We start from the raw sequence: 21,954 nt of genomic DNA, 5'->3' as shown, positions 1-21,954 counted from the left end.
TCGCCGGGCTGTACGGACCTCAGCTCAACCGAGCCTTAGCGGTGCTGGAACCAGCGATCAGTTAGCGCGCCAGACTCGTGCAACTCGACGACGATCAGGTCGAGATCCCCCCGAAAGGAACTTGACTTGCAGGGCAGGAGGGAGTCGAACCCCCAACCGCCGGTTTTGGAGACCGGTGCTCTGCCAATTGAGCTACTGCCCTTCGCCCGATACCCGAGGGTTTCGGTGAAGCGACAGCCTACCGGAGGAAGCCGGCGTTCGGAAGCTGGGTTTCCGCCGGGGCAGCCTGACGGCCTTCAGGCCGATGCGGCGGTCTGCCCAGAGCGACGGGAGCGGACGGCGATGACGACCGCTCCGGTCACGCCCGCTGCGGTGGCAGCAGCGATGCCGCCGGCGTAGGCGGCGCGGCGCCGGTTGATCAGCGAGCGGATCGCCTGATGTTCGCCCACCTCGCCGACCGACGCCAGCAGCTCGGCGAGCACACCCGGCGCCGGCTCGACCACGTCGGTACGCAGCGTGTGCATGGCCCGCAGCAGCTTGCGGTACTGCACCAGCTCGGCCTGACAGCGCAGGCAGGTCTCGACGTGGGCACGCTCGGCTGGACCGAGCCCATCGGTGCCATCGACCGCTTCGGGCAACGAGTCGGCTATCCGTTCACAGATCACGGCTGCCCACCGCTATGTCCGGCAGCAGCTCGTCGCGCAGTTGATGTCGCGCCCGGTGCAGGCGCACCTTGGAGGCCGACACCGAAATGCCCAGCTCTGAGGCGATGTCGTCGTGGGGCAGATCGTAGATGTCCCGAAGCACCACGACCGCTCGCAGCTTGGGCGCCAGCGTGCCCAATGCTTCGTCGAGGCGAGCGCGAAGCTCGGTGCTCTCGGCCCGGCCGACCGGGTCCCGGCTTGGCTCGGCGTCGGCCGGCTCGCGGTGTTCGTCCAACTCCTCGTGGCGATGTCGCGACCGCTTCTTCAGGTAGCTCGACGCGCAGTTGGCCGTGATGCGGTACATCCACGTGGAAAACTTGGAATCCCCCCGGAACTTGTCCAGGCTGCGGTAGGCCCGCAGGTAGGCCTCCTGGGTGACGTCGAGCGCGTCGTCCTCGGAGCGGCACAGCCGCAGGGCCAACGTGAACACATCCCGGTAGCTGGCGGCCACCAACTCCTGGAACGCCTCGCGGTCGCCCCCCTGCGCTGCCTCCACCCACGCTGCGACCTGGTGGTCGTCGGCCTGACCGTCGGGCGAGCGCCGGACCCGGACGGGGCGCCGCCTCCGGGCGGGTGCGTCTGGAAGCGAGGGGGCCGGTGTGGTCGATGCTGGTTCGACTTGCGCCACGGCCTCAAGGTTACGCCCGCTCCGATGGCGGGACGCGGCAAGGCCGGACGCTTGGCGCCCGGCCTTGCCGTCGTACGTGGTCATCGGGGTGACCGGTTGGTCAGCGGGTCTCGCGATGCACGGTGTGCTTGCGATCCCACGGGCAGAACTTGGACAGTTCCAAACGCTCCCGGGTGTTCACCTTCGACTTGACGGTGGTGTAGTTGCGACGCTTGCACTCGGTGCATTCCATCGTCGCCTTGATTCGCTTGTCAGATGCCATGGCTCGTTCCTCTACTTGATGACTTTGGTGACCCGGCCCGCACCCACCGTACGACCACCCTCACGAATAGCGAACCGCAAGCCCTCCTCCATCGCGATCGGCGCAATCAACTCCACCGACATCGACGTGTTATCCCCAGGCATCACCATCTCCTTATCAGCAGGCAACGTCACCGTCCCAGTCACATCCGTCGTCCGGAAATAAAACTGCGGCGAATACGCCGAGAAAAACGGCTTATGCCGACCACCCTCATCCTTGGTCAACACATACACCTGACCCTCAAAATCAGTATGCGGCGTAATCGAACCCGGAGCAGCCAACACCTGACCCCGCTGCACATCATCCTTCTCCACACCACGAAGCAACGCACCAATATTGTCCCCAGCCTGCCCCTCATCCAGCAGCTTCCGGAACATCTCCACACCAGTACACGTCGTCTTCGTCGTCGGCTTCAAACCAACAATCTCCACCGCATCACCAGTATGAACAGCACCCTGCTCAATCTTCCCGGTCACCACCGTCCCACGACCCGTAATCGAGAACACATCCTCGATCGGCATCAAGAACGGACGATCCAAATCACGCTCCGGCTGAGGAATATAGGCATCCACCTGCGCCATCAACTCCATCACCTGATCCTGAGCAGCCTCATCACCCTCCAACGCCTTCAACGCAGACACCGGCACCACAGGAATATCATCACCAGGGAACTCAAACTCGGACAGAAGCTCACGCACCTCAAGCTCCACCAGCTCAAGAAGCTCCTCATCATCAACCATGTCCACCTTGTTCAAGGCAACCACAATCGACGGCACACCCACCTGCCGAGCCAACAACACATGCTCACGCGTCTGCGGCATCGGCCCATCAGCAGCCGACACCACCAAAATCGCGCCATCCACCTGCGCCGCACCCGTAATCATGTTCTTGATATAATCCGCGTGCCCCGGCATATCCACATGCGCATAATGACGATTCTCAGTCACATACTCCACATGCGACACATTGATCGTGATCCCACGCTCACGCTCCTCCGGAGCCTTATCAATATTGTCGTACGCCGTCGCCTCATTACCCGGCACCCGATCAGCCAACGTCCGCGAAATCGCCGCAGTCAACGTCGTCTTCCCATGGTCAATATGACCCATCGTCCCCACGTTCATATGAGGCTTGTTCCGCTCGAACTTCTCCTTGGCCATGAGGGCTGTTCTCCTAATTCCTGTGGGGTGAGAGTGGTTGGTGTTGCTTGGGTTTGTGGTGGCGACGGTCGGGGTCGAACCGACGACCTCTCGATTATGAGCCGAGCGCTCTAACCACCTGAGCTACGTCGCCGGTGTGACTCCCGGGAACGTCCCGGTCGCCGTAGGTAGGGCCCGAGAGTGACGGACCGGTTGGGAGAGCCCCCTGTCAGAATCGAACTGACGACCTTTTCCTTACCATGGAAACGCTCTGCCGACTGAGCTAAGGAGGCATGGCGCGCTGGGAGTCCCGGCGAACCGACGAGCCAGTGTATCGAAGCGCCGCGCGCTCACCAATCGGGCGCCGGGAACCTCGGCAGCGGGCGACCCACCACACGCACTCGCCTGGCGCTCAGCAGTGCAGGATCAGCGCTTGCCCATGGCACAACCGTTCGTGTCCCGATAACTTGAGTTCAGTTGGCTCGGGACTACGAACTTGAGACCGACAACCTGTCCGAACACTTCGGAGCAGGCACGACCTGGGGGGGTCATCATGGGTTTCGGACCGATCGAGGTCATCGTCGTCGTCTTCGAGGGTAATGAGTTCACCGGGGAGATCCTGCCCGAGCTGAGACGCTTGGTCGACGCGGGAACGGTCACCGTCATCGATGGAGTCTTCATTCGCAAGGATGCCGACGGTTCGGTGACCCATGAGGGCCTGGAGGGCCTCAGCGACGACGAAGGCGCCAAGTCGCTGGTCGATGTGCTGAAACGGGCCGGCGCTTTGGTGTCCGACGACGACGTCGCCGACTTGGCCAACGACATGACACCCAACACGTCGGCCGCCCTGCTGGCCTTCGAACACACTTGGGCCAAGCCGTTCACGCAGGCAATCGTGAGTTCCGGGGGCGAACTGCGGGCCGATGTTCGGGTGCCTGGATCCGTCGCCGATGCAGTGCTTGCCGCCAGCGACCTGGACGGCTGAACCGACACATCGCATGTCGATCGCACGCTCGACACCCGGTCCCCAAGAAACGGCTCAGAAAGCGTGCTCCCAACGACGCCGATTGGCATCGTTGTCCGATACATTCGGTCTTCCCAAGGACGAGGAGCACACATGTCGACACTGACCGTTTGGAAGTTCGATGACCCGGCCGGCGCACAGCAGGCCGAAGAGAAGTTGGTTGCCCTGAGCAAGGAGCACCTCATCACGGTCCTCGACGCCGCCATCGTCACCTGGGAGGAAGGTAAGAAGAAGCCGAAGACCCGTCAGGCGAACAACCTCGCAGCCGCAGGTGCACTCGGTGGCGCGTTCTGGGGTTGGCTGTTCGGCCTGCTGTTCCTCGTACCACTGTTGGGTATGGCGATCGGCGCCGCCGCCGGAGCCCTCGGCGGCTCGATGGCAGATGTCGGCATCGACGACGACTTCATCGACTCCGTGAAGAGCCAGGTCGTTCCCGGTACTTCGGCGCTGTTCCTGATGACGCAGGACGCCGTCATCGATCGCGTCTCGGACGCCTTCGACGGCACCAACGCCCAGCTGGTGAAGACCAACCTCTCCAAGGACCAGGAAGAAGCCCTGCGCTCCGCATTCGCTGACGAGGACTAAGGCTTCGAGCGCGGACACACCGGGCTCGCTGCCCGGGTGGGGCACCACGGACAAGTACCGGCGCGACGCGTGAAATGATGACACCGGCCGGAGGCTCTGCCTCCGGCCGGTGTTGTTCCCACCCACCCCCGAAAGACTTGCCCATGTCCTCACCCGACGCTTCAACCCCCGACATGACCAGCCGCAACGACAGCACGACCGACGAAGAGCGGCTCCAAGACCACAAGGACCGTCTCGAGCTGTTCGCTGTGCTGCTGATCGCGCTCACCGCCGTGATGACTGCCTGGTCGGCATTCGAGGCCACCAAGTGGGGCGGCGTGATGGCGATCAACTTCGCCGAGGCAGGCGCAGCGCGTACCGAGTCGATCCGCAACAGCGACGAGGCCAACCAGCAATTCACCGTCGACGTCTCGTTGTCCACCCAGTTTGTCAACGCCACGGCCAACGGAGATGCCGAACTGGCCAAGTTCTACCAAGACCGGTTTCCTGAGCACCTGGCGATCGCCACCGATGCCTGGCTGAAGACGAAGCCGTTCGAGAACGCTGACGCCCCCTCCAGCCCGTTCGACATGAACGAGTACGTCCTGGCGGCCAGCGACCGGGCCGACGAACTGGAGAAGCAGGCCGAAGCCAAGGCGAAGGCGGCGATAGCCGCCAACGAGGACGGCGACAACTACACACTCACGTCGGTGCTGTTTGCCAGCGTGATCCTGTTGGCCGCCCTGTCCGGCAAGGTCCGAGCGCTGCGGACCGAACACTCTCTGCTCGGTTTGGCCGTGGTGTTGTTCATCGCCTCGGTCGCCGTCATCGCCACCTACCCGATCCAGATCTAGCCGCCTGCGCCCGGCCCGGGGTGGGCCGACTGCACCGAGGGTGGGCCACCGTCGTAGCGTCGCCGCAATGCGCCTCCGCTCCGCCACCACCGCAGATGCCGAGGCGATCCTCGAGATCTACAACCTCGAGGTGCTGACGTCCACGGTTACGTTCGACCTGATCCCCCGCACGGTCGACGGTCAAGCTGCCTGGCTGGCCGAGCGCCGCGGCGCGTACTCGGCGGTCATCGCCGAGGTCGACAACGAGGACGGCACGCCCGTCGTTGTCGGGTTTGGTTCGTTGTCTCGGTACAGAGAGCGGGCCGGCTACGCCACGACGTGTGAGGACTCGGTGTACGTGCACCGGGACCACCAGGGCGAAGGCATCGGGTCGACGTTGCTGACCGAGCTGGTCGCGCTGGCCACCGACCACGGCTTTCATACGGTGATGGCCAAGATCGTCGGCGGACACCAGGCCTCGATCGCACTCCACGAACGGGCGGGGTTCAGCATCGTCGGACGGGAGCAAGAAGTCGGTCGCAAGTTTGGCCGCTGGCTTGACGTGGTGCTGATGCAACGGATGCTGGCGCCCAAGAGTTGACGACCCCGGGCGCGCAACAGGCCCGCCGAGGCGGGCCTGTTGAACTGGTGGGCCGGGTAGGATTTGAACCTACGAAGGCTAAGCCGGCGGAGTTACAGTCCGCTCCCTTTGTCCACTCGGGCACCGACCCTCAGCCCGGACACGATAGCGGGGGCCGCCGCTCGGGGCACACCCGACAACGTTCCCCATCCGTGGCGCTGGCCAAGCTGCCGGCGCCACGGCACACTGCACCAAGGTTCCGTCCACCGTCATCCCAGGAAGGCCCAACATGCCCAGCTTTGACATCTCCTCCGAGGTCGACCACCAAGAGGTCACCAACGCCATGGATCAGGCGGCCCGCGAGGTGTCGACCCGCTTCGACTTCCGGGACACCGGCTCTGCGGCGGAGCTCGGAGAGGGCACGATCACCATCCGCTCGATGAGCGAAGATCGTTTGCGGGCCGTCCGCCAGGTGGTCGAGGAGAAGCTGGTCCGTCGCAAGGTGTCGCTCAAGGCACTCGATTGGGGCAAGATCGAGCCGGCTTCCGGCGGGAGCGTTCGTCAGGTGGCCACCCTGGTGGCGGGCATCAACTCCGACAAGGCCCGCGACGTCAACAAGTTCATCAAGGGCCTCGGGCTGAAGGGCGTACAGACCCAGACACAAGGTGAGCAGGTTCGGGTGATGGCGAAGAAGCGCGACCAGCTTCAGGCGGTGATCACCGAACTGAAGGGCCACGACTTTGGCATCCCGATCGACACCGGCAACTTCCGCGACTGAGCTACCGCCCGCCGGTGACGGCCGAAGCGTTCGGCGTCAACCGCCGACAGCAGCTTTGACCTCTGGCCACGTTTGGTCATCCCGCACATCCTCCAGCGAGTACCTGCGGGCCGCTTCGAGTTGCTGGTCGCCGAGGCCGAGACCTGCAGCCAGCGTGTCGGAGTTGTCGCAGTGGCCCACGGCATAGATCGTCATGCCAAAGTAAGACCGCTGGAAGTCGTCGATCACACTCTTATCGGGCGCTTCCTCCGCCGTGAGGGCCATCTTGGAGAACTCGACCACCTCGGCCACCTCGGGCTTGACCTCCTCGGGGGCCGACGCATCGAGGCGGCCAAAATCGGGTTCGTCCTGCACGACGATGTCGGCCAACTCATCGCAAAACGATTCAACCCCGGCCGTCGGGGCTGCGGCGGGTTTGGTGGTCACCGCCTGCTGGGCGCCGTCACCGCCGTCGGAACACCCGCTCAGGGCCGCCAGGATGACGGCTGCTGCGGCGAAACGCTGACCAGCTGAGCGCACCCGGCTGCCTCGACGGCCCTGGCACTCGGCAACGGGGTGAAACAAGGGTCGAACCTCAGCCCTGCTGGATCTCGGCGTAGATTTCTTTCCACTTGGCATCGTCCTCAACGTCCGCAACCGAGTACTTCTTGAGGACCTCGACCCCGTTCTCGTCGATGCCGATCGCCTCGATCAGGCCCGACGCATCGGGGCACTCATCGATGGCGAAGATCGTCACGCCGACCACCGAGCGGATACCGCGTTCTTGCAGTTCGGCGCTGGGCTGCTCGGTCGACGCCGCCTCGTTGGCTGCCTTGGCGAGCGTGTCGACCAGCGGTGCGACCTCGTCAGGCGCGGTCGCCTGCAACTGGCCGTAATCCTGGTCGCCTGCGGTCTGGTTGGCCACGTCGGTGAGCGCTTTGCAGAAGCCCTCAATATTGGGCTTGCGTTCAGGTGCCGACGTCGCCGAGGAACCGTCATCCTTCGCGGTTGTCTCGCTGGCCGCGGCGGTCGTCTCGGACACACTGTCGCCGGCGACGGTGGTCTCGCTCGACGTGTCGCCCTTGGCGGCATCGTCGCCATCGTCGCTGCAGCCGGCCAGCAGCAGGGCGCCGACAGCGACAGCAGCCACCAAGCCTCGCTTCACGCTGGAGGTGGACACGATCATCGCTGAAGTCATCGTCGTACGCTACGACGGCCCGGGGCACTCGCCACAACTCCGATGCCGGCCCAGGGGCTGTTGCTCAGGCCCATGACCCACCCCGCAGGCGCGAGATCCGTTCCTCGACCGGGGGGTGGGTGGAGAACAGGCTCGCCATCCCGCCGCGTCGCAGGGGGTTGACTATGTAGGCCTGCGCCTGCGCTGGATTGATGTCCGCAGGGATCCGCTGGGAGTACAGGTCCAGCTTGTCCAGCGCTCGGGCCAGCGGTTCGCCGGTCCCCAGCAGCTTGGCCGCCGAGGCATCGGCGGCAAACTCGCGGTTGCGGCTGATCGCCATCTGGATCAGCGCTGCGGCGATCGGTCCGAGGATGATCATCGCCAGTTGCTCCAGGCCGCCTCCGTTTCGGTCACGCCCACCGCCACCACCCCCACCGAACATCGCTCCCCACATTGCCATCCGCGCTGCGAACGTGATGGTCGAGGCGACCGCAGCTGCGACGGAGCTGGTCAAGATGTCACGGTTGCGGACGTGGGCGAGCTCGTGGGCGAGCACCCCCCGGATCTCCTCCCAGGTGAGCGCCTGCAACAGCCCTTCGGTGACACACACCGCGGCGTGGTGCGGGTTGCGGCCCGTGGCAAAGGCGTTGGGCTGAGGGTTGGGGCTCACGAACAACCCCGGCATGGGGATCTCGGCGGCGGTGGTCAGCTCGGTCATGATCTGGCGGTATTCGGGAAGCGCACCCTCGGGGACCGGCTTGGCCCGCGCCGATGCGATGGCGAGTCGATCGGAGAACCAGTAACTGCCGCCGATCATCACCACCGACATGCCGAACGCGATCATCAGGCCCGACTGCCCCCAGAACGACCCGATGGCCATCAGCAGCCCGGCGAGGCCGGCCAGCAATGCAGCGGTCTTGAGGTTGTTGAGCACGGCATCAGTCTGCCCCGGTTGCTGAGCCTGCAGGCATCGAACTGAGAGCGCTCCCGGGTTGGTCGAGCAGCCGTCCCTGCGGGAGTGTGCAACCGATGAACCGGCTGCTTCGACTTGCCCTCCCTGTGGTCACCATGAGACGCAGTGACAAGGCCGATCGGATCGGCGAGATCCTCGATCGGCTCTACCCGGAACCGCCGATCCCGCTCGATCACCGCAACCCCTACACGCTGCTGGTGGCGGTGGCCCTGTCGGCGCAGACCACCGACAAAAAGGTGAACGAGATCACCCCGGCGCTCTTCGACCGGGCGTCGACACCAGAGGAGATGGCCGCGCTCGACCCCGACGAGATCCTTGGGCTGATCCGACAGATCGGCCTTGCCCCGACCAAGACCCGCAACCTGTCGACGATGGCCCACCAGATCGTCGAGGCCGGCGGGGAACTCATCCCGACGTTTGAGTTCCTCGAGTCACTCGCCGGCGTCGGTCACAAGACCGCCGGCGTGGTGATGGCCGCGTCGTTCGGGGTGCCGGCTTTTCCGGTCGACACCCATATTCACCGGCTGGCGGCCCGGTGGGGGCTGTCCAACGGAACGACGGTCGAGAAGACCGAGGCCGACCTGAAGGCGGTGTTTCCCCGGGACACGTGGAACCGACGCCACCTGCAGATCATCTATTTCGGGCGGGAGTACTGCCCCGCCCGACACCACGACCTCACCACCTGCCCGATCTGCTCCTGGGCGGCTACTCAGAAACGCATCGCCCAGGAGGCCCGCCGCTAAAGCGTCGGGGCGCCGCTCAGCCGTCGCTGGCGGCCGAGGCCCCGTCGGCGATTGCAGTCACCACCGACTCATCGGCCAGCGTGGTCGTGTCACCCAGCTCGCGCCCCTCGACCACGTCGCGCAACAAACGCCGCATGATCTTGCCGGAGCGGGTCTTGGGCAGGTCAGGCACGATGATCACGGTCTTGGGACGGCTGATCGCACCCAGCTTGGTGGCGACGTGCTGGCGGATCTCCTCGCCCAGCTCGTCGGAGGGCTCGTTGCCGCTCCGCAGGATGACGTAGCCCACGATGACCTGACCCGACACGTCGTCCTTCGCCCCGACCACCGCTGCCTCGGCCACCGCCTCGTGATCAACGAGCGCCGACTCCACCTCGGCGGTGGAGATCCGGTGACCCGACACGTTCATCACGTCATCAACCCGGCCGAGCACCCACAGATAGCCGTCCTCGTCCAGGCGGGCACCGTCGCCGGCGAAGTACTTGCCCGGGTACTGGCTCCAGTAGGTCTGCTCGTAGCGCTCGGGGTCGCCCCAGATGCCCCGCAGCATCGACGGCCACGGCTTGGTGATCGCCAGATAACCACCACCCTCGGTGATGGCGTTGCCCTGGTCGTCGAGCACCGCCACCTCGATGCCGGGCAACGGAAGGGTGGCCGACCCGGGCTTGGTGGGAACGATGCCCGGGAGCGGGTTGACCATGCTGGCCCCGGTCTCGGTCTGCCACCAGGTGTCGACGATCGGGCAGCGCTCGGCGCCGATGTGCTCGTGGTACCACATCCAGGCTTCCGGGTTGATCGGCTCGCCGACCGTGCCGAGCAGCCGCAGCGAGGACAGGTCGTGGCGTCCGGGCTCCTCGGCGCCCCACTTCATGAACGTGCGGATCGCCGTCGGTGCGGTGTACAGCTGCGTGACGCCGTACCGCTCGATGATGTCCCAGAAGCGGTCCTTGGGCCACGAAGCCCGGTCGCCGCTGCGATGCTCCTCGGTGGGGGTGTCGGGCGTGCCCTCGTACATCACGCCGGTCACGCCGTTGGCGAGCGGCCCAAACACGATGTAGCTGTGGCCGGTCACCCAACCGACGTCGGCCGCACACCAATAGACGTCGTTTTCGGGCTTGAGGTCGAAGATCTGCTTGGTGGTCCACGCCACCTGGGTGAGATAGCCGCCGGTGGAGTGGATGATGCCCTTGGGCTTCGCCGTCGTGCCGGACGTGTAGAGGATGTAAAGCGGATCCTCGGAGTCCATCTCCTCGGCCTCGCAGTGGGCGTCCACCCCCGCCACCGCGTCGGCATAGGGAACGTCGCGACCCTCGACCATGGCGACGTCGGTGCCGCAGCGGTCGACGACCAGCACCTTCTCGACCGTCGGGCAATCCTTCAGGGCGGCATCGACGTTGGCCTTCAGCGCCGATGGCTTACCCCGGCGATAGCCGGCGTCGGCGGTGATGACCACCTTGGCCTCGGCGTCGTTGACCCGGTCCCGGATCGAGTCGGGCGAAAAGCCGCCGAAGATCACCGAGTGGATGGCCCCGATGCGAGCGCAGGCCAGGAGCGACATCGGCAGCTCGGGGATCATGGGCAGGTAGACGACCACCCGGTCGCCCTTCTCGACGCCAAAGCCGCGCAGCACGTTGGCCAGGCGGGAGACGTCCTCGAGCAACTGGGCGTAGGTGATCGTGCGGGTATCGCCCGGCTCGCCCTCCCAGTGGTAGGCCACGCGGTCGCCGTGACCGGCATCGATGTGACGATCCAGGCAGTTCTCAGCGACGTTGAGCTTTCCCCCGACGAACCACTTCGCATACGGCAGGTTCCACTCGAGGGTGGTGTCGAAGTCCCGACGCCAGGTGATCGTCTCGCGGGCGATACCAGCCCAGAACGCTTCCGGGTCGGCGGCGGCGCGATCGTAGATCTCCGGGTCGGACAGATTGGCCTGAGCGACGAACTCCTCCGGCGGAGAGAACGTCCGCTCCTCGGAGTAGAGGTTCTCGATCGTCCGTGCGGTGGTTTCCTCGGTCATGTGTCCCCCTCGTCTGGCCTTCCCCTGCACCATACCGGCAGCGTCATGGGATCGACTTCCAGACAGCATGCAGAAGTCGGACCGGTGGCTTTCGCATGGTGGTGATGCATAACTCGGCGGTCCGACTCTCGCACCACGGTTCTTCGACGACCGCCGACGCTCGAGGCCCGGGTTGGTTTCAGCACCCGGTTGAACGTCGAGCGAGCCTACGCCTGCGAACCCCGGGTTTGACGGGTGCCACCGAGGCAATGGAGCCTGCCTCTCGATCCCCCACCCCCGGCTCGGCCAGCGCCATAACAACCGAGCCGCCAGCCCACATTGAGGAACCCGTGCTCCCACTGATCTGCATCGACGTCGACGGCACCCTGCTCGGCAGCTCCGGCGTGCCGACCGACGGGGTGTGGACGGCCGCCGAGGCCGCCATCGCCCGAGGTCAGCACCTGGCGATCTGTACTGCTCGGGTGGCGGTGGGCCCGACGTGGGACTACGCCCGCAGGCTCGACCCCGCCGGCTGGCACATCTTCCACTCCGGGGCCGCGCTGATCAACGCTGAGACGCTGGAGGTGGATGGCGAGGTCGTCGACGAAGCCACGATCACCGCCTGCGAGCGGCTGGCCGTCGAGCACGGCTGGGTGCTCGAGTACTACTCGGCCTTTGAGATTGCCTGCCCATCCACGGAACCACTCGCAGTCGAACACGCCGGCCTACTGGGCCTCGCCCACCAGCCCCGCAGCCGAGACGACCTCACCGGCCCCCTGGTGCGGCTGCAGTTCGTCGTGCCGATCGAGGACACCGACGCCGTGCTGGCTGCCGTGCCCGCCGGTGCCCAGGGCACCGCTGCCACCTCACCGGCGTTGGACCATGCTGCGTTCATCTCGGTGACCAAGGCGGGGGTGTCCAAAGCGACCGCCATCGCCAAGCTGGCGCACCGCTTGGGCTTCGGCCCGGAAGCGGTGATGATGGTCGGTGACGGTCAAAACGACGTGAGCGCCATGGAGTCGGTCGGCTGGGGCGTGGCGATGGGAAATGCCGACCCGACAGCGTTGGCGGCCTCACGTCTCCAGGTGGGCCATGTCGACGACGACGGACTGGCCGATGCGCTGACGCTCTCGGTCGACCTGGGCTGACCCCCGGGCCGCGCGGCGCCCCCCCCCCCCCGCGGGGACCCCCCCCCCCGGGCCCCCCCCCCCCCCCCCACCACCCCCCCCGCGCCGCCGGGCGGCCCCGGCCCCCTTAGGTGCCAGGGCCTCCCGGGGTTTCCCCGGACGGCGGCCCCCCGTCTGCCGAGGTGGGCCCGGTCGGATCAAGAGATCCATCCTCACCTGCGTCGTCCTTGTTCGAGCGCAGGGCGTAGGCCATCGCCATCGCCACGCCGGCCGCAACGACCGCCACCAGCACGGCGATGCCCCAGGGGAAGGACCCCTCATCGGCGTTCTCGGCGGGCAGGGCGTCGTCGGACACGATCGCTGTATCGGCCACGGTGGTCGGGCTGCCGTCCGGCAGGCTGGACGCAACCGGTGGGTCCTTCTGTGCGGCAGAGGTAGGCGCCGCTTCCGTTGCCGGGGCGGCTGTGGTTGCCGGCGCGGCTGTGGTTGCCGGTGCGGGTTCGGGGATGGCAACCCCGATATCGAGTGTCGCCTCGGGGTCCGCCGAGGTCACCGTGAACGTCCAGTCACCTGATGCGGTGACAGGAACGGTGCCTTCGTAGGTTCCTGGTTCAGGCGCACGTGCAAGAGCGACCTGAGCACCCTCCGCGCCGGACGGGTCCACGGGCATCACCTGCACGGTGGCGTCATCCACCGGCTCGGCGTCGTTGTCGTAGATCAAGGTGACCCGCAGGTTCGCCGCAAGTTTGTCAGCGACCGGCTCCTGGGTGATCGGGGTGAACGTGGCCTCCGGGCCGTGTGCTCCGGCCGGGCCGACCATGGCCACGAAACACGTGGCCATCACCACCAGCAGTGCCCCAATACTCCAACGACCTGAACTCATCGACGTTCTCCCTTCGGCGCCGACGGACGATACCTCACCTCCATCACCCAGCAGGGAGGGTGCAGACCGACCGGACAGACGCGCCCACGGTTGAGTTCGGAGCACTCCCTCGTCCGGCAGGACGGGGCGCTCAGCCGTCGATGTTCACCTGGAAAGTGGCCCGAAGAAACTCGGCGGAACCTCGGCGTGCGTCGACGGTGACCGTCCACAACCCCGGCGCGGTCAAGACCACATCGTTGGCCGTGATGTGGCTGTCGTTGAGCTTGATCAGCTTCGGCTCGATCGGGCCGAGGTCGGCGGCTGGCAAGGTGAACGACACGGTCAACCCGCTGAGGTCGTCCGGCGGCGGGCCGGCGGGATTGACGACGGTGACGTGGGCGACGTTCGGGCCCACCCGACGCGGCGATATCTCCACTTGGGCCTGGTAGGGCCCAAAATCGGCCACCTCGCTGAACACTTCGGCCCCGACCGCCGTCGCCGCCTGACCGACCGGGTCGGCCGCCGTGTCCCTGGGCAGGGCCGTCGCTCCGAGAACGCCACCCAGTGCCACTGCGCACGCCACCAGCACCATCTCGGCATGAATCGCCCGTTGGAGGGCCGAAGCACTGCGCCGGGCCGCCGTGGCGTCGGCCTCGTCGGTCGACAGCTCGGGGAGTGCGCTCGCCAGGGCAGGGATGAGCACCCACCGGTTCCTGGCCGCCAGCACGACTGCGCCGGCCAACACCAGCAGCTTTCCCAGGCCGAGCAGGCCGTATCCCGACGTCAGCAGGCCCGCCGGACCGCCGATGCGCACCCACAGCAGCGCGCCACCGGTTGCCAGCAGAACCGCGACTGCGCCCATCCCCCACGGCGAGAACCGCACCGCTCGGCGAAGCAACTCACGGTGAGCGGCGAGGGCAGCGGCCGAGTCGGCCGATGGCGGGACTCCAGAGGCCAGGGCGTCCGAGGCTCGGCTCTCAAGGCCCACTCGCCGAACGCAACCGGGCAACACACCTGCCATCCAGACGAGCGCCGACACCCACAACCCTGCGGCGAGGACATGGGCCACCGTGCCGAAGGCGCTGAGCGCCACAGGAGACAGCACCGTGGCATGACCGACGAGCGCCGCGGCCACAACCACACTCGTCCACACGACCCCCAGGCTGCGACTGCCGAGGCGCCCTGCCCGGCACATGAGGTGCCCGTAGGCGACCAAGAGCACGGTGGCAACAAGAAACCGCCCGCTCGGCGTGCCGAGGACGATCTGCGCGGCGGCCGCCGGGTTGGAGGCTCCTCCGGCCAGCGCCGCCCACAGCTCGGCGGCCACCACGAGGATGACACCGGCCCAGGCGGCGGCCACCAACGGCCGCCATCTGGTGATACCCGCCCACAAAAGCTGACCGGCCAGAACAAACAGAGCGAGGAACGACACGCTGCGACCGACGGCGCGCAGTGCGGTGATCGCCGGAGACTGGCCGGTCGAGCCCAGCGCAACGTCGGCGCCGCCCCCTTCCGCTCCCAGGTTGAACGTCCAAGCACCGCGGATGGGGTGGCCGTCGGCGGACACCGCTTTCCAGTCGACGGTATAGGTGCCCTCGTCGCTGAGATCGGGCACGTCGATGCGCACCTCGGAACCGTCGGCGGTCGCCTTGGTTCGGGGGACCACCGCTCCGGCCGGGTCGAGCAGTCGGATCCCGTCGTTGCTGACCGAGACCCCTTCGCTGTAGGTCATGACCACCACCGGGGGTGCCTTCGCGACGGTCGCCCCCTGGGAGGGAGTGGTCGAGATCAGCTCGGCGTGGGCCCCTGCCGGCGCTGCCCACCACAGCGCTGCGAGTATGCCCAGAGCGACAAGCAGCACACCGCGCCGTCGCCCGATCCGACGACCGGACACCTCCCGCCCGGCCCGCTCTTCTCGGTGAAAGAACCTCGCCCGACGGACGGGCCACTCCCGCCTGCCCGGCACCGGGCTAACCACGGGCATCCCACTCGGCGACGAGAAATGCCCCTAGTCCAGCCGGATCGATCAGCGCGGGCGCCTCGTTGAGCACCGAGGTGTCCCGGGCCCAGGCCAAGTCCATCGTCCCCGCCCGCTCATCCAAGCGCCGACGCGCCGATCGGACCAGCTCGTCGATCCCCCAGGCGGCCAGCGCCTCGGCCTGGGTGCTCAGGCGGTCCGGGGGCGGCAGCTGATCGAAGGCCACGTCGCTCGTCAGGTCACGGCGCCCCAGGTCCTCGACCGGGTCGGTGCCCACCGCACCCTGCGCGTATGTCCTCAACCATCCCTCCCGGGCCGCCACCTCGGCGGTGGTTCGGGTGCCGTAGTCGACGACCAGGAGCGCACCCGTCGCCAGCCGGCCGAGCGCATCGTTCACCCAACGGTGCCCCGCTTCACTCCAGGGCACAGGGGCCTGCTCGGGGACCGCCCCCCACCAGGGCAACGACCGAAGGCGCTCGGCGTCGGCTGCCTCGACCGGCCGCCATGACAGCGCCACCGCAGCGCCGTTTGATTCGGGCGGGGGTGGCTCGCCGCCAACCGGCGCCACCCCGGCCCAAAGTTCCTCGATCTGTGCACCGTTGCGCTGCACCACCCGGGCGGCCAGGTTGTCGAGCAGCTCGTGAGCGACGATCACCCCGCACACCCGCTCGGGCAGCTGTTCCTGGGAGACCACCGCGACGTCGCGCTCCTCCGCCCACTCGATCAGGTTGACGTGACCTTCACGCTGCGCATCAGATCGTTCGACGACCACGACGTCGAGGGCCCCGGCGCACCGGGGTTGCGCTGTGACCACCGCCCGCACCAAAGTGCCCGGCCCGGAGCCAGCATCGACCAGCGTCCACCGGTCGGGCCGACCGGCCGCGTCCCAAAGGGCGTCCAGGCGGCGGGCGAGACAGGCGCCGAAGAGCGGGCCCAGCTCGACGCTGGTGAGAAAATCTGCACGTCGGCCGGCCGCTCCGCCGGTGTCATAGAACCCGACCCCGGGCTCGTACAGCGCCAGGTCCCAGAGGCGATCGAAGCGCAGCCCGCCGGCCAGCGCGTCGCTCAACCGAGGATGCAGGCCGGCGGCGGCTTCGGCGCCCAGCTGCCGACCCGGCCGCTGCGACAACTCCGTGGCGGCTATCCGCCGAGCCCGGCCGCCACGGTCGGCACCGTGCTCAGCTGGGTCACAAGGTCGGGCAGGACGCCGGTGACCACCGTGAGCACCAGGCAGATGGCGATGGCGGCGATGAGGTTCACCGGCACCTTGATCGGGGACACATCACCGTCGGGCGCCTCGTCGAACCACATCGCTCGGGCCACCGCCATGTAATAGAAGGCACCGATGGCCGTGTTGACCGCCAGGATCACCGCAAGCGCGTACCCCATGCCGGTACCGGCGCCGACCAAAACGTTCATCACCGAGAACTTGGCGTACCAACCGCCGAGTGGGGGCATGCCGACCAGCGAAGCGAGAAACAGGGTGAACACCGTGGCGAGACCGGGGGCGTAGCTGAACAGGCCGCCGAACGTGCTCCGCTCGGCCGAGCCGGTCTTGCGGGCGATGGCGATCACGCAGGCGAATGCACCGAGGTTCATTGCGGCATAGATGACCAGGTAGCTGACGATCGCCGACATGGCCAGCTCGGAGTTGGCCGAATAGACCGCAAACGGTGCCAGGATGAACCCTGCCTGGGCGATGCCCGAGTAGGCGAGCATGCGGACGACGTTGGTCTGGCGCAGGGCGATGAGGTTGCCGACGGTCATCGACAACGCCGCGAGGATGAACATGACCGGCTGCACCACATCGCTGCGTTCGGCAAAGGCGATGAACACCAGTTGGATCAGGGCTGCGAACCCGGCGGTCTTGGAAGCGACGGCGAGGAAGGCGGTGATCGGGGTGGGCGCACCCTCGTAGGTGTCGGGAGCCCAGGCGTGGAAAGGAACCGCCGATACCTTGAACCCGAATCCGGCCAGGCTGAAGATCAGGGCGACGACGACGATCGCGGTCGGAGAGTCACCCTTGCCGATGGCGGTGGCGATCTCGGCCAGGTTGGTCGATCCGGACACCCCGTAGAGCAGGCTGAACCCATACAGGAAAATGCCGGTGGCGAAGACACCCATCAGGTAGTACTTCAGCCCTGCCTCGTTGGACTTCACGTCCCGTTTGCGCCAGGCGGCCAGCATGTAGGCCGGGATTGACAGCAGTTCGAGGGCGATGAAGACGGTGATCAGATCCATGGCCGAGGCCATGACCGACATGCCGACGACCGAGGCCAACATGAGGGCGTAGTACTCGCTCTCCCAGTAGTCGCCCTCGGCGACGTACTTGCTGGACAGCAGCACCACGATGTACCCGGTGACCAGGAACAACGCCTTCAACGCCAGCGCTCGGTCGTTGACGACGAAGGCGCCGGCAAAGGTGCTCCGTACCTCGGTCGAGGACATCGCCAGGGTCAACACGGGGATGAGGGCGGCGAGGAATCCCAGGCCGGCCAATCCTGGGATGAAGGGCCGGGCACGCTCGAGGAACACCGAGTCGGCCAGAACGATCAGCAGCGCTACGCCCGCCAGCACGACCTCGGGCGCGATCGCGTGCCAGTCAATGGAGGTATTGACGAAGTCGGCACTCTGGCCGAGGAGCGAAGCGAGCACGAGATCAGCCTCCGAAGCCGAACGCTGTGGTCATGGCCTCAACCGCGGGGTTGGAGATACCCATCACCAACGCGGGCAAGACGCCCAGCACGACGATCCCGATGATCATCGGCGTCCAGGACACCCATTCGGTCACCGACACGTCGGCGATCTCGGGATCCTTTTCGAATTCCTTGTTGGGCACGCCGAAGCTGGTGCGCTGGAACAGCCACAGCAGGTATCCGGCGGCGAGGACGGTGCCGAGGGCAGCGATCACCATCAGGGTACGGAACAGACCCTCGTTGATGCCGGGAGCCGGAGAATAGGCGGCGAGGATGGCGGGAAACTCACCCCAGAAGCCGGCCAGGCCGGGCAGACCAAGCGAGGCCATGGTGGAAAGGCCGAGGATCCAGCCCAGCTTGGGGGCCTGGATCAACATGCCACCCAGGCGCTTGATCTCCAGGGTGTGGTAGCGCTCCTTCATCGAGCCGGCGATGAAGAACAGCAGGCCGGTGATCAGGCCGTGGGCCACCATGCCGAAGATGGCGGCGTTGATGCCGATGTCGTTCATGGCGGCGATGCCCAACATGACGAAGCCCATGTGGGATACCGACGAGAACGCGATCAGGCGCTTCATGTCGGTTTGGGCCAAACACCCGAGTGCGCCGTAGATGATGCCGATCACCGCCAGCACGCCGATGACCGGCGCCCACTGCCTGGCGGCATCGGGCAGGATCGGCAGGGCGATGCGGATGAACCCGTAGGAACCCAGCTTCAGCAGCACCGCAGCCAGGATCACCGAGCCCTGGGTTGGTGCCTGAGTGTGGGCATCGGGCAGCCAGGTGTGGAACGGGAACATCGGCACCTTGATGCCGAAGCCCATGAACATGCCGCCGAAGATCCACAGCGCTGCGCCGCTCGAGATACCGGCTGCGGCGGTGGGCAGCGCCCGCATGTCGAAGGTCTGGGGGTCGGAGAGGAAGTAGACGGCGATGAAGCTGACGATCATCAGCGCCGAGCCGAACAACGTGTACAGGAAGAACTTGATCGCTGCGTACTGACGCTTCGGACCGCCCCACACGCCGATCATGAAGTACATCGGCAACAGCACGATCTCGAAGAAGACGAAGAACAGGATCAGGTCCTGGGCAACGAAGGTACCGATCATGCCGGTCTCGAGGATCAGGATCAGGGACAGGAACGCCTTCGGGTTCCCCGGGCTGGGGATGTGATCGAGGCTGTAGATCATCACCAGCGGCACGATGAACAGTGTCAGCCCCAGCAACGGCAACGAGATGCCGTCGACGCCCATGATGAACCGGCTCCCGATCCGGGGGATCCAGGACTGGTCGACCACGAACTGCAAGTCCTTGGAGGCGTCGTAGTTGAAGCCGGCGAACACTGCAACGCCTAGGGCGGCGGTGGCCAGCGAGGTGATCAGCGCGATGAGCTTGTGGGCGCTCTCGGCCTCGTTGGGGACGAGCACCATCATGACCAACGCCCCGATGAGGGGCAGGAAGGTCAGCAGCGGAAGTACCCAGGTTTGGTCCGACATGTGGTGGATCTCCTGTTACTGGCGGTGAAACGAGGCGACCCGGGGGGCCGCTGGGGGAACGATGGACAAAGGTGCGCGGCGATCCGCGTCAGGGGTTGAGGTCCGCGGCGGCGCCGTGGTCAAAGCGGTGATCATGCGGTCAGGACCGCCACGAAGATGCCGGTGAGGATGGCGGTGCCGGCAAACAACAACACGCCGTACTGCTGCACCTTGCCGGACTGCATCTTGGACAGCCCGGCGCCGGTGCCGCTGGCGGCCATGCCCGCGCCCCTGACCGCCCCGTCAACGACGCCTTGGTCGATGCGGGCGTAGACGAACTCGCCCACCTTGGTGGCGCCGGCGCCGACGCCGTCGACCGTGCGGTCGAGCACCTTCTGGTTTGCCCAGTAGGCGGCCCGCGCAAGCGGCCCCTTGACGAAGCCAACGATCACGTCGGTATAGAGCCAGTCCAGGTAGTACTTGTTGACCAGGATGGTCTTACCCACCCGAGCGAGCTTGTTGCGCGAGGCCAGGCCTTCGAGCACGGTCAGCTTGCCGGTATAGAAGCTCCACACCAGCGCTGCCGACACCAGCGCCACGATGAGCGATATCCCGGCGAGCAGTGGGTTGAACGCCGCGTGGGTGAAGCCGTTGGCAGGCCCTGGGAAGTAGGCACCAACCGGCTCGACCGCACGCTCGAAGCGGAGGCTGAGCCATGACGGCAACTCGACGAAGAACTTCTCCGGCAGGTTGACGAACCCGGCGACGACCGCCAGACCGGCCAACACGAAGAGCGGCACGGTGATGCGCGCCCCCGACTCGTGCGGCTGGCCGTGGCCTCGGTAGTCGCCGAAGAAGGCGTACCAAACCGCCCGGGTCATGTACCCGGCGGTGCAGAACGCACCGATCAGCAGCGCAACCAGCACGAAGTAATAGCTGCCCACTCCTGCGTTCATCCCACCGGTGCCCGCCAGGATCTCGTCCTTGGACCAGAAGCCGGCCAACGGGAAGATGCCCGCCAGGCTGGCCGCAGAGATGACGAACGTCCAGAAGGTCTTGGGCATGACCTTTCGCAGGCCCCCCATGTCGTCGACCATGTCGAAGCTGTGGTGGCAGGCGTGGCTGAGCGAGCCGGCGCCGAGGAACAGGCTGGCCTTAAAGAAGGCGTGCGTGAACAGGTGGAACATCGCCGCCGTCCAGGCGCCGACGCCCAGCGCCGCCACCATGAAGCCCAACTGGGAGATGGTTGAGTACGCCAGGACCTTCTTGATGTCCTTTTGCACAAATCCCAACAGCGCACCCAAGACCGCTGTCACCGAGCCGACGAGGGCCAGCATGTTGAACGAGCCGCCGGCGATCGACAGGCCTTCGAAGAACACGGGGTACAGCCGGGCGACCATGTAGATGCCGGCCACGACCATCGTGGCGGCGTGGATCAGCGCAGACACAGGCGTCGGCCCGGCCATCGCGTCCGGCAGCCAGGTGTGCAGGATGAACTGACCCGACTTGGACATCACCGCAGCCAGCAGCGCCAGCGAGGCGACGGTGAGCGCGGTCTTGGAGATCGACCCGTCGTTGGCGGCGATGTTGATGTCCATGATCGAGAACGTCTTGCCCGACACCCAGAACAGCACGGTCACGCCGACCAGAAGACCGATGTCGCCCACTCGGTTGGTGAGGAACGCCTTGAGCGCCGCGTCGGAGTTGGGTTGCTCCTCCCACCAGTGGCCGATCAGCGCAAAGGAACACATGCCCACCAACTCCCAGCCCACGATCATCTGGATCGTGCTCTGGGACATGACGAAGAACAACATCGACGCGGTGAACAGGGAGAGGAAGGCGAAGTAGTGGGTATAGCGCCGGTCGCCGGCGACGTACTCGGTGGAGAAGATGTACACCAACAGCGAGATGAGCGTGACGACCACCAGCATCATCACGACCAGGCCGTCAACCTGCGTGCCGACCGTGACCGTGGTATCGCCGGACTGGAACCAGGTAACGCAGTTGACGACCGGACGGGTGAACCCTTCCGCCTCGCCCGCCTCGGATGCGGGGGCGAGCGGGGCAGCAACCTCACCGGCTGGGGCGAGGGCCTGTTCGCCGGCGCCGTCTCCGGAGCCGGCTGCCGTGCCCTGGGCACCATCCACCTCGGCGACCGCAGCCGAGCAGGCCGGATTGACGTCGGTCAGCGCCGCCACCTCGTTGGGGGACGTGTCACGGGTGACCCATTCGCCGGCGGTCACCAGCGACAGTGCAAAGCAGATGCCAACTGCGGCGATCCCGATGGCGTGGCCCTTGCCGGGCGTCCGCTTTCCGAAGAACAGGATCAAGGCGAAGCTGGCCACCATGATGGCCGGGAGCAGCCAGACCTTGTCGAGCATGATGGTCGTGATCACCCAA

21 protein-coding genes and 4 tRNA genes are annotated in these 21,954 nt (G+C 66.3%); 7 read left to right on the top strand and 18 right to left on the bottom strand.

The annotated features are described in order from the left end of the window. Positions 1-129 precede the first annotated feature (129 nt). The 7 genes from IPN02_01030 to IPN02_01000 form a co-directional block, all read right to left on the bottom strand. Positions 130-202 (bottom strand) — tRNA-Trp (locus tag IPN02_01030). 94 nt (positions 203-296) lie between these two features. After that, the gene (locus tag IPN02_01025) at positions 297-665 is read right to left on the bottom strand and encodes a hypothetical protein (GenBank protein MBK9295464.1); all 369 of its coding nucleotides are present in this window, start codon (positions 663-665) and stop codon (positions 297-299) included. Further along, a complete protein-coding gene (locus IPN02_01020; GenBank protein ID MBK9295463.1) occupies positions 655-1,332 on the bottom strand; it encodes an RNA polymerase sigma factor in 678 nt (225 codons plus the stop codon). The genes IPN02_01025 and IPN02_01020 overlap by 11 nt, the downstream gene beginning before the upstream one ends. A gap of 100 nt (positions 1,333-1,432) precedes the next feature. Then, positions 1,433-1,594, bottom strand: coding sequence for a 50S ribosomal protein L33 (gene rpmG, locus IPN02_01015; protein MBK9295462.1), 162 nt, complete (start codon positions 1,592-1,594; stop codon positions 1,433-1,435). A gap of 11 nt (positions 1,595-1,605) precedes the next feature. Continuing rightward, the gene (tuf, locus tag IPN02_01010) at positions 1,606-2,793 is read right to left on the bottom strand and encodes an elongation factor Tu (GenBank protein ID MBK9295461.1); all 1,188 of its coding nucleotides are present in this window, start codon (positions 2,791-2,793) and stop codon (positions 1,606-1,608) included. 56 nt (positions 2,794-2,849) lie between these two features. Further along, positions 2,850-2,926, bottom strand: a tRNA-Met gene (locus IPN02_01005). Positions 2,927-2,992: 66 nt separating this feature from the next. Then, positions 2,993-3,065 (bottom strand) — tRNA-Thr (locus IPN02_01000). A gap of 260 nt (positions 3,066-3,325) precedes the next feature. On the opposite strand from IPN02_01000, the gene IPN02_00995 reads away from it, so the two are divergent. The 4 genes from IPN02_00995 (at position 3,326) to IPN02_00980 (ending at position 5,794) form a co-directional block, all read left to right on the top strand. Next, on the top strand, positions 3,326-3,757 hold the full coding sequence (locus tag IPN02_00995; protein MBK9295460.1) for a hypothetical protein: 432 nt from the start codon (positions 3,326-3,328) through the stop codon (positions 3,755-3,757). Positions 3,758-3,889: 132 nt separating this feature from the next. After that, positions 3,890-4,381, top strand: a complete 492-nt coding sequence (locus IPN02_00990; GenBank protein ID MBK9295459.1) for a DUF1269 domain-containing protein — start codon at positions 3,890-3,892, stop codon at positions 4,379-4,381. Between the two features lie 143 nt (positions 4,382-4,524). Continuing rightward, positions 4,525-5,214, top strand: a complete 690-nt coding sequence (locus IPN02_00985) for a hypothetical protein (protein ID MBK9295458.1) — start codon at positions 4,525-4,527, stop codon at positions 5,212-5,214. Between the two features lie 67 nt (positions 5,215-5,281). Further along, entirely contained in the window at positions 5,282-5,794 is a 513-nt protein-coding gene (locus tag IPN02_00980) for an N-acetyltransferase (protein MBK9295457.1), read from the top strand. Between the two features lie 45 nt (positions 5,795-5,839). Here the strand turns inward: IPN02_00980 and IPN02_00975 are convergent. Continuing rightward, a tRNA-Tyr gene (locus tag IPN02_00975) sits at positions 5,840-5,924 on the bottom strand. Between the two features lie 138 nt (positions 5,925-6,062). Between IPN02_00975 and IPN02_00970 the strand changes: the two genes are divergently transcribed. Further along, positions 6,063-6,551: a YajQ family cyclic di-GMP-binding protein gene (locus tag IPN02_00970; GenBank protein ID MBK9295456.1), complete on the top strand. Its 489-nt coding sequence runs from the start codon at positions 6,063-6,065 to the stop codon at positions 6,549-6,551. 36 nt (positions 6,552-6,587) lie between these two features. Here the strand turns inward: IPN02_00970 and IPN02_00965 are convergent, their stop codons facing one another. The 3 genes from IPN02_00965 to IPN02_00955 form a co-directional block, all read right to left on the bottom strand. Beyond that, a complete protein-coding gene (locus IPN02_00965) occupies positions 6,588-7,115 on the bottom strand; it encodes a hypothetical protein (GenBank protein MBK9295455.1) in 528 nt (175 codons plus the stop codon). Between the two features lie 10 nt (positions 7,116-7,125). Beyond that, positions 7,126-7,728 (bottom strand): hypothetical protein, encoded by a 603-nt coding sequence (locus IPN02_00960; protein ID MBK9295454.1) that lies wholly within the window; start codon positions 7,726-7,728, stop codon positions 7,126-7,128. Positions 7,729-7,792: 64 nt separating this feature from the next. Further along, positions 7,793-8,587 (bottom strand): zinc metalloprotease HtpX, encoded by a 795-nt coding sequence (locus tag IPN02_00955; GenBank protein ID MBK9295453.1) that lies wholly within the window; start codon positions 8,585-8,587, stop codon positions 7,793-7,795. A 188-nt stretch (positions 8,588-8,775) separates the two neighbouring features. On the opposite strand from IPN02_00955, the gene IPN02_00950 reads away from it, so the two are divergent. Further along, positions 8,776-9,423 carry an endonuclease III gene (locus IPN02_00950; GenBank protein MBK9295452.1) on the top strand — a complete coding sequence of 216 codons (648 nt, stop codon included), beginning with the start codon at positions 8,776-8,778 and terminating at the stop codon, positions 9,421-9,423. Positions 9,424-9,439: 16 nt separating this feature from the next. On the opposite strand, the gene acs is transcribed toward IPN02_00950, so the two are convergent. Beyond that, positions 9,440-11,473, bottom strand: coding sequence for an acetate--CoA ligase (acs, locus tag IPN02_00945; GenBank protein ID MBK9295451.1), 2,034 nt, complete (start codon positions 11,471-11,473; stop codon positions 9,440-9,442). A gap of 296 nt (positions 11,474-11,769) precedes the next feature. Between acs and IPN02_00940 the strand changes: the two genes are divergently transcribed. Continuing rightward, a complete protein-coding gene (locus tag IPN02_00940) occupies positions 11,770-12,567 on the top strand; it encodes an HAD hydrolase family protein (GenBank protein MBK9295450.1) in 798 nt (265 codons plus the stop codon). A 106-nt stretch (positions 12,568-12,673) separates the two neighbouring features. On the opposite strand, the gene IPN02_00935 is transcribed toward IPN02_00940, so the two are convergent. The 6 genes from IPN02_00935 to IPN02_00910 form a co-directional block, all read right to left on the bottom strand. After that, complete coding sequence (locus tag IPN02_00935) at positions 12,674-13,429, bottom strand: FixH family protein (protein ID MBK9295449.1); 756 nt, start codon at positions 13,427-13,429, stop codon at positions 12,674-12,676. 130 nt (positions 13,430-13,559) lie between these two features. Beyond that, entirely contained in the window at positions 13,560-15,392 is a 1,833-nt protein-coding gene (locus IPN02_00930) for a copper resistance protein CopC/CopD (protein ID MBK9295448.1), read from the bottom strand. Then, a complete protein-coding gene (locus IPN02_00925) occupies positions 15,379-16,515 on the bottom strand; it encodes an SAM-dependent methyltransferase (GenBank protein MBK9295447.1) in 1,137 nt (378 codons plus the stop codon). Before IPN02_00925 ends, IPN02_00930 begins: the two co-directional genes overlap by 14 nt. An 11-nt stretch (positions 16,516-16,526) precedes the next feature. Beyond that, on the bottom strand, positions 16,527-18,041 hold the full coding sequence (locus IPN02_00920; protein ID MBK9295446.1) for an NADH-quinone oxidoreductase subunit N: 1,515 nt from the start codon (positions 18,039-18,041) through the stop codon (positions 16,527-16,529). A 4-nt stretch (positions 18,042-18,045) separates the two neighbouring features. Further along, positions 18,046-19,575, bottom strand: a complete 1,530-nt coding sequence (locus tag IPN02_00915; protein MBK9295445.1) for an NADH-quinone oxidoreductase subunit M — start codon at positions 19,573-19,575, stop codon at positions 18,046-18,048. 131 nt (positions 19,576-19,706) lie between these two features. Beyond that, complete coding sequence (locus IPN02_00910; protein MBK9295444.1) at positions 19,707-21,950, bottom strand: NADH-quinone oxidoreductase subunit L; 2,244 nt, start codon at positions 21,948-21,950, stop codon at positions 19,707-19,709. Positions 21,951-21,954: the final 4 nt, after the last annotated feature.

The organism is Candidatus Microthrix subdominans (assembly GCA_016719385.1).
Classification (GTDB): Bacteria; Actinomycetota; Acidimicrobiia; order Acidimicrobiales; family Microtrichaceae; genus Microthrix; species Microthrix subdominans.
This window is presented reverse-complemented; position numbering and strand designations above follow the sequence as displayed.

Coding starts and splice junctions, on each gene's coding strand:
- IPN02_00980 (MBK9295457.1), top strand. CDS start 5,282: ATGCGCCTCCGCTCCGCCACCACCGCAGATGCCGAGGCGATCCTCGAG.
- tuf (MBK9295461.1), bottom strand. CDS start 2,793: ATGGCCAAGGAGAAGTTCGAGCGGAACAAGCCTCATATGAACGTGGGG.
- IPN02_00955 (MBK9295453.1), bottom strand. CDS start 8,587: ATGGCCATCGGGTCGTTCTGGGGGCAGTCGGGCCTGATGATCGCGTTC.
- rpmG (MBK9295462.1), bottom strand. CDS start 1,594: ATGGCATCTGACAAGCGAATCAAGGCGACGATGGAATGCACCGAGTGC.
- IPN02_00995 (MBK9295460.1), top strand. CDS start 3,326: ATGGGTTTCGGACCGATCGAGGTCATCGTCGTCGTCTTCGAGGGTAAT.
- IPN02_00970 (MBK9295456.1), top strand. CDS start 6,063: ATGCCCAGCTTTGACATCTCCTCCGAGGTCGACCACCAAGAGGTCACC.
- IPN02_00990 (MBK9295459.1), top strand. CDS start 3,890: ATGTCGACACTGACCGTTTGGAAGTTCGATGACCCGGCCGGCGCACAG.
- IPN02_00935 (MBK9295449.1), bottom strand. CDS start 13,429: ATGAGTTCAGGTCGTTGGAGTATTGGGGCACTGCTGGTGGTGATGGCC.
- IPN02_00950 (MBK9295452.1), top strand. CDS start 8,776: ATGAGACGCAGTGACAAGGCCGATCGGATCGGCGAGATCCTCGATCGG.
- IPN02_00985 (MBK9295458.1), top strand. CDS start 4,525: ATGTCCTCACCCGACGCTTCAACCCCCGACATGACCAGCCGCAACGAC.
- IPN02_00930 (MBK9295448.1), bottom strand. CDS start 15,392: ATGCCCGTGGTTAGCCCGGTGCCGGGCAGGCGGGAGTGGCCCGTCCGT.
- IPN02_00915 (MBK9295445.1), bottom strand. CDS start 19,575: ATGTCGGACCAAACCTGGGTACTTCCGCTGCTGACCTTCCTGCCCCTC.
- acs (MBK9295451.1), bottom strand. CDS start 11,473: ATGGTGCAGGGGAAGGCCAGACGAGGGGGACACATGACCGAGGAAACC.
- IPN02_00960 (MBK9295454.1), bottom strand. CDS start 7,728: ATGACTTCAGCGATGATCGTGTCCACCTCCAGCGTGAAGCGAGGCTTG.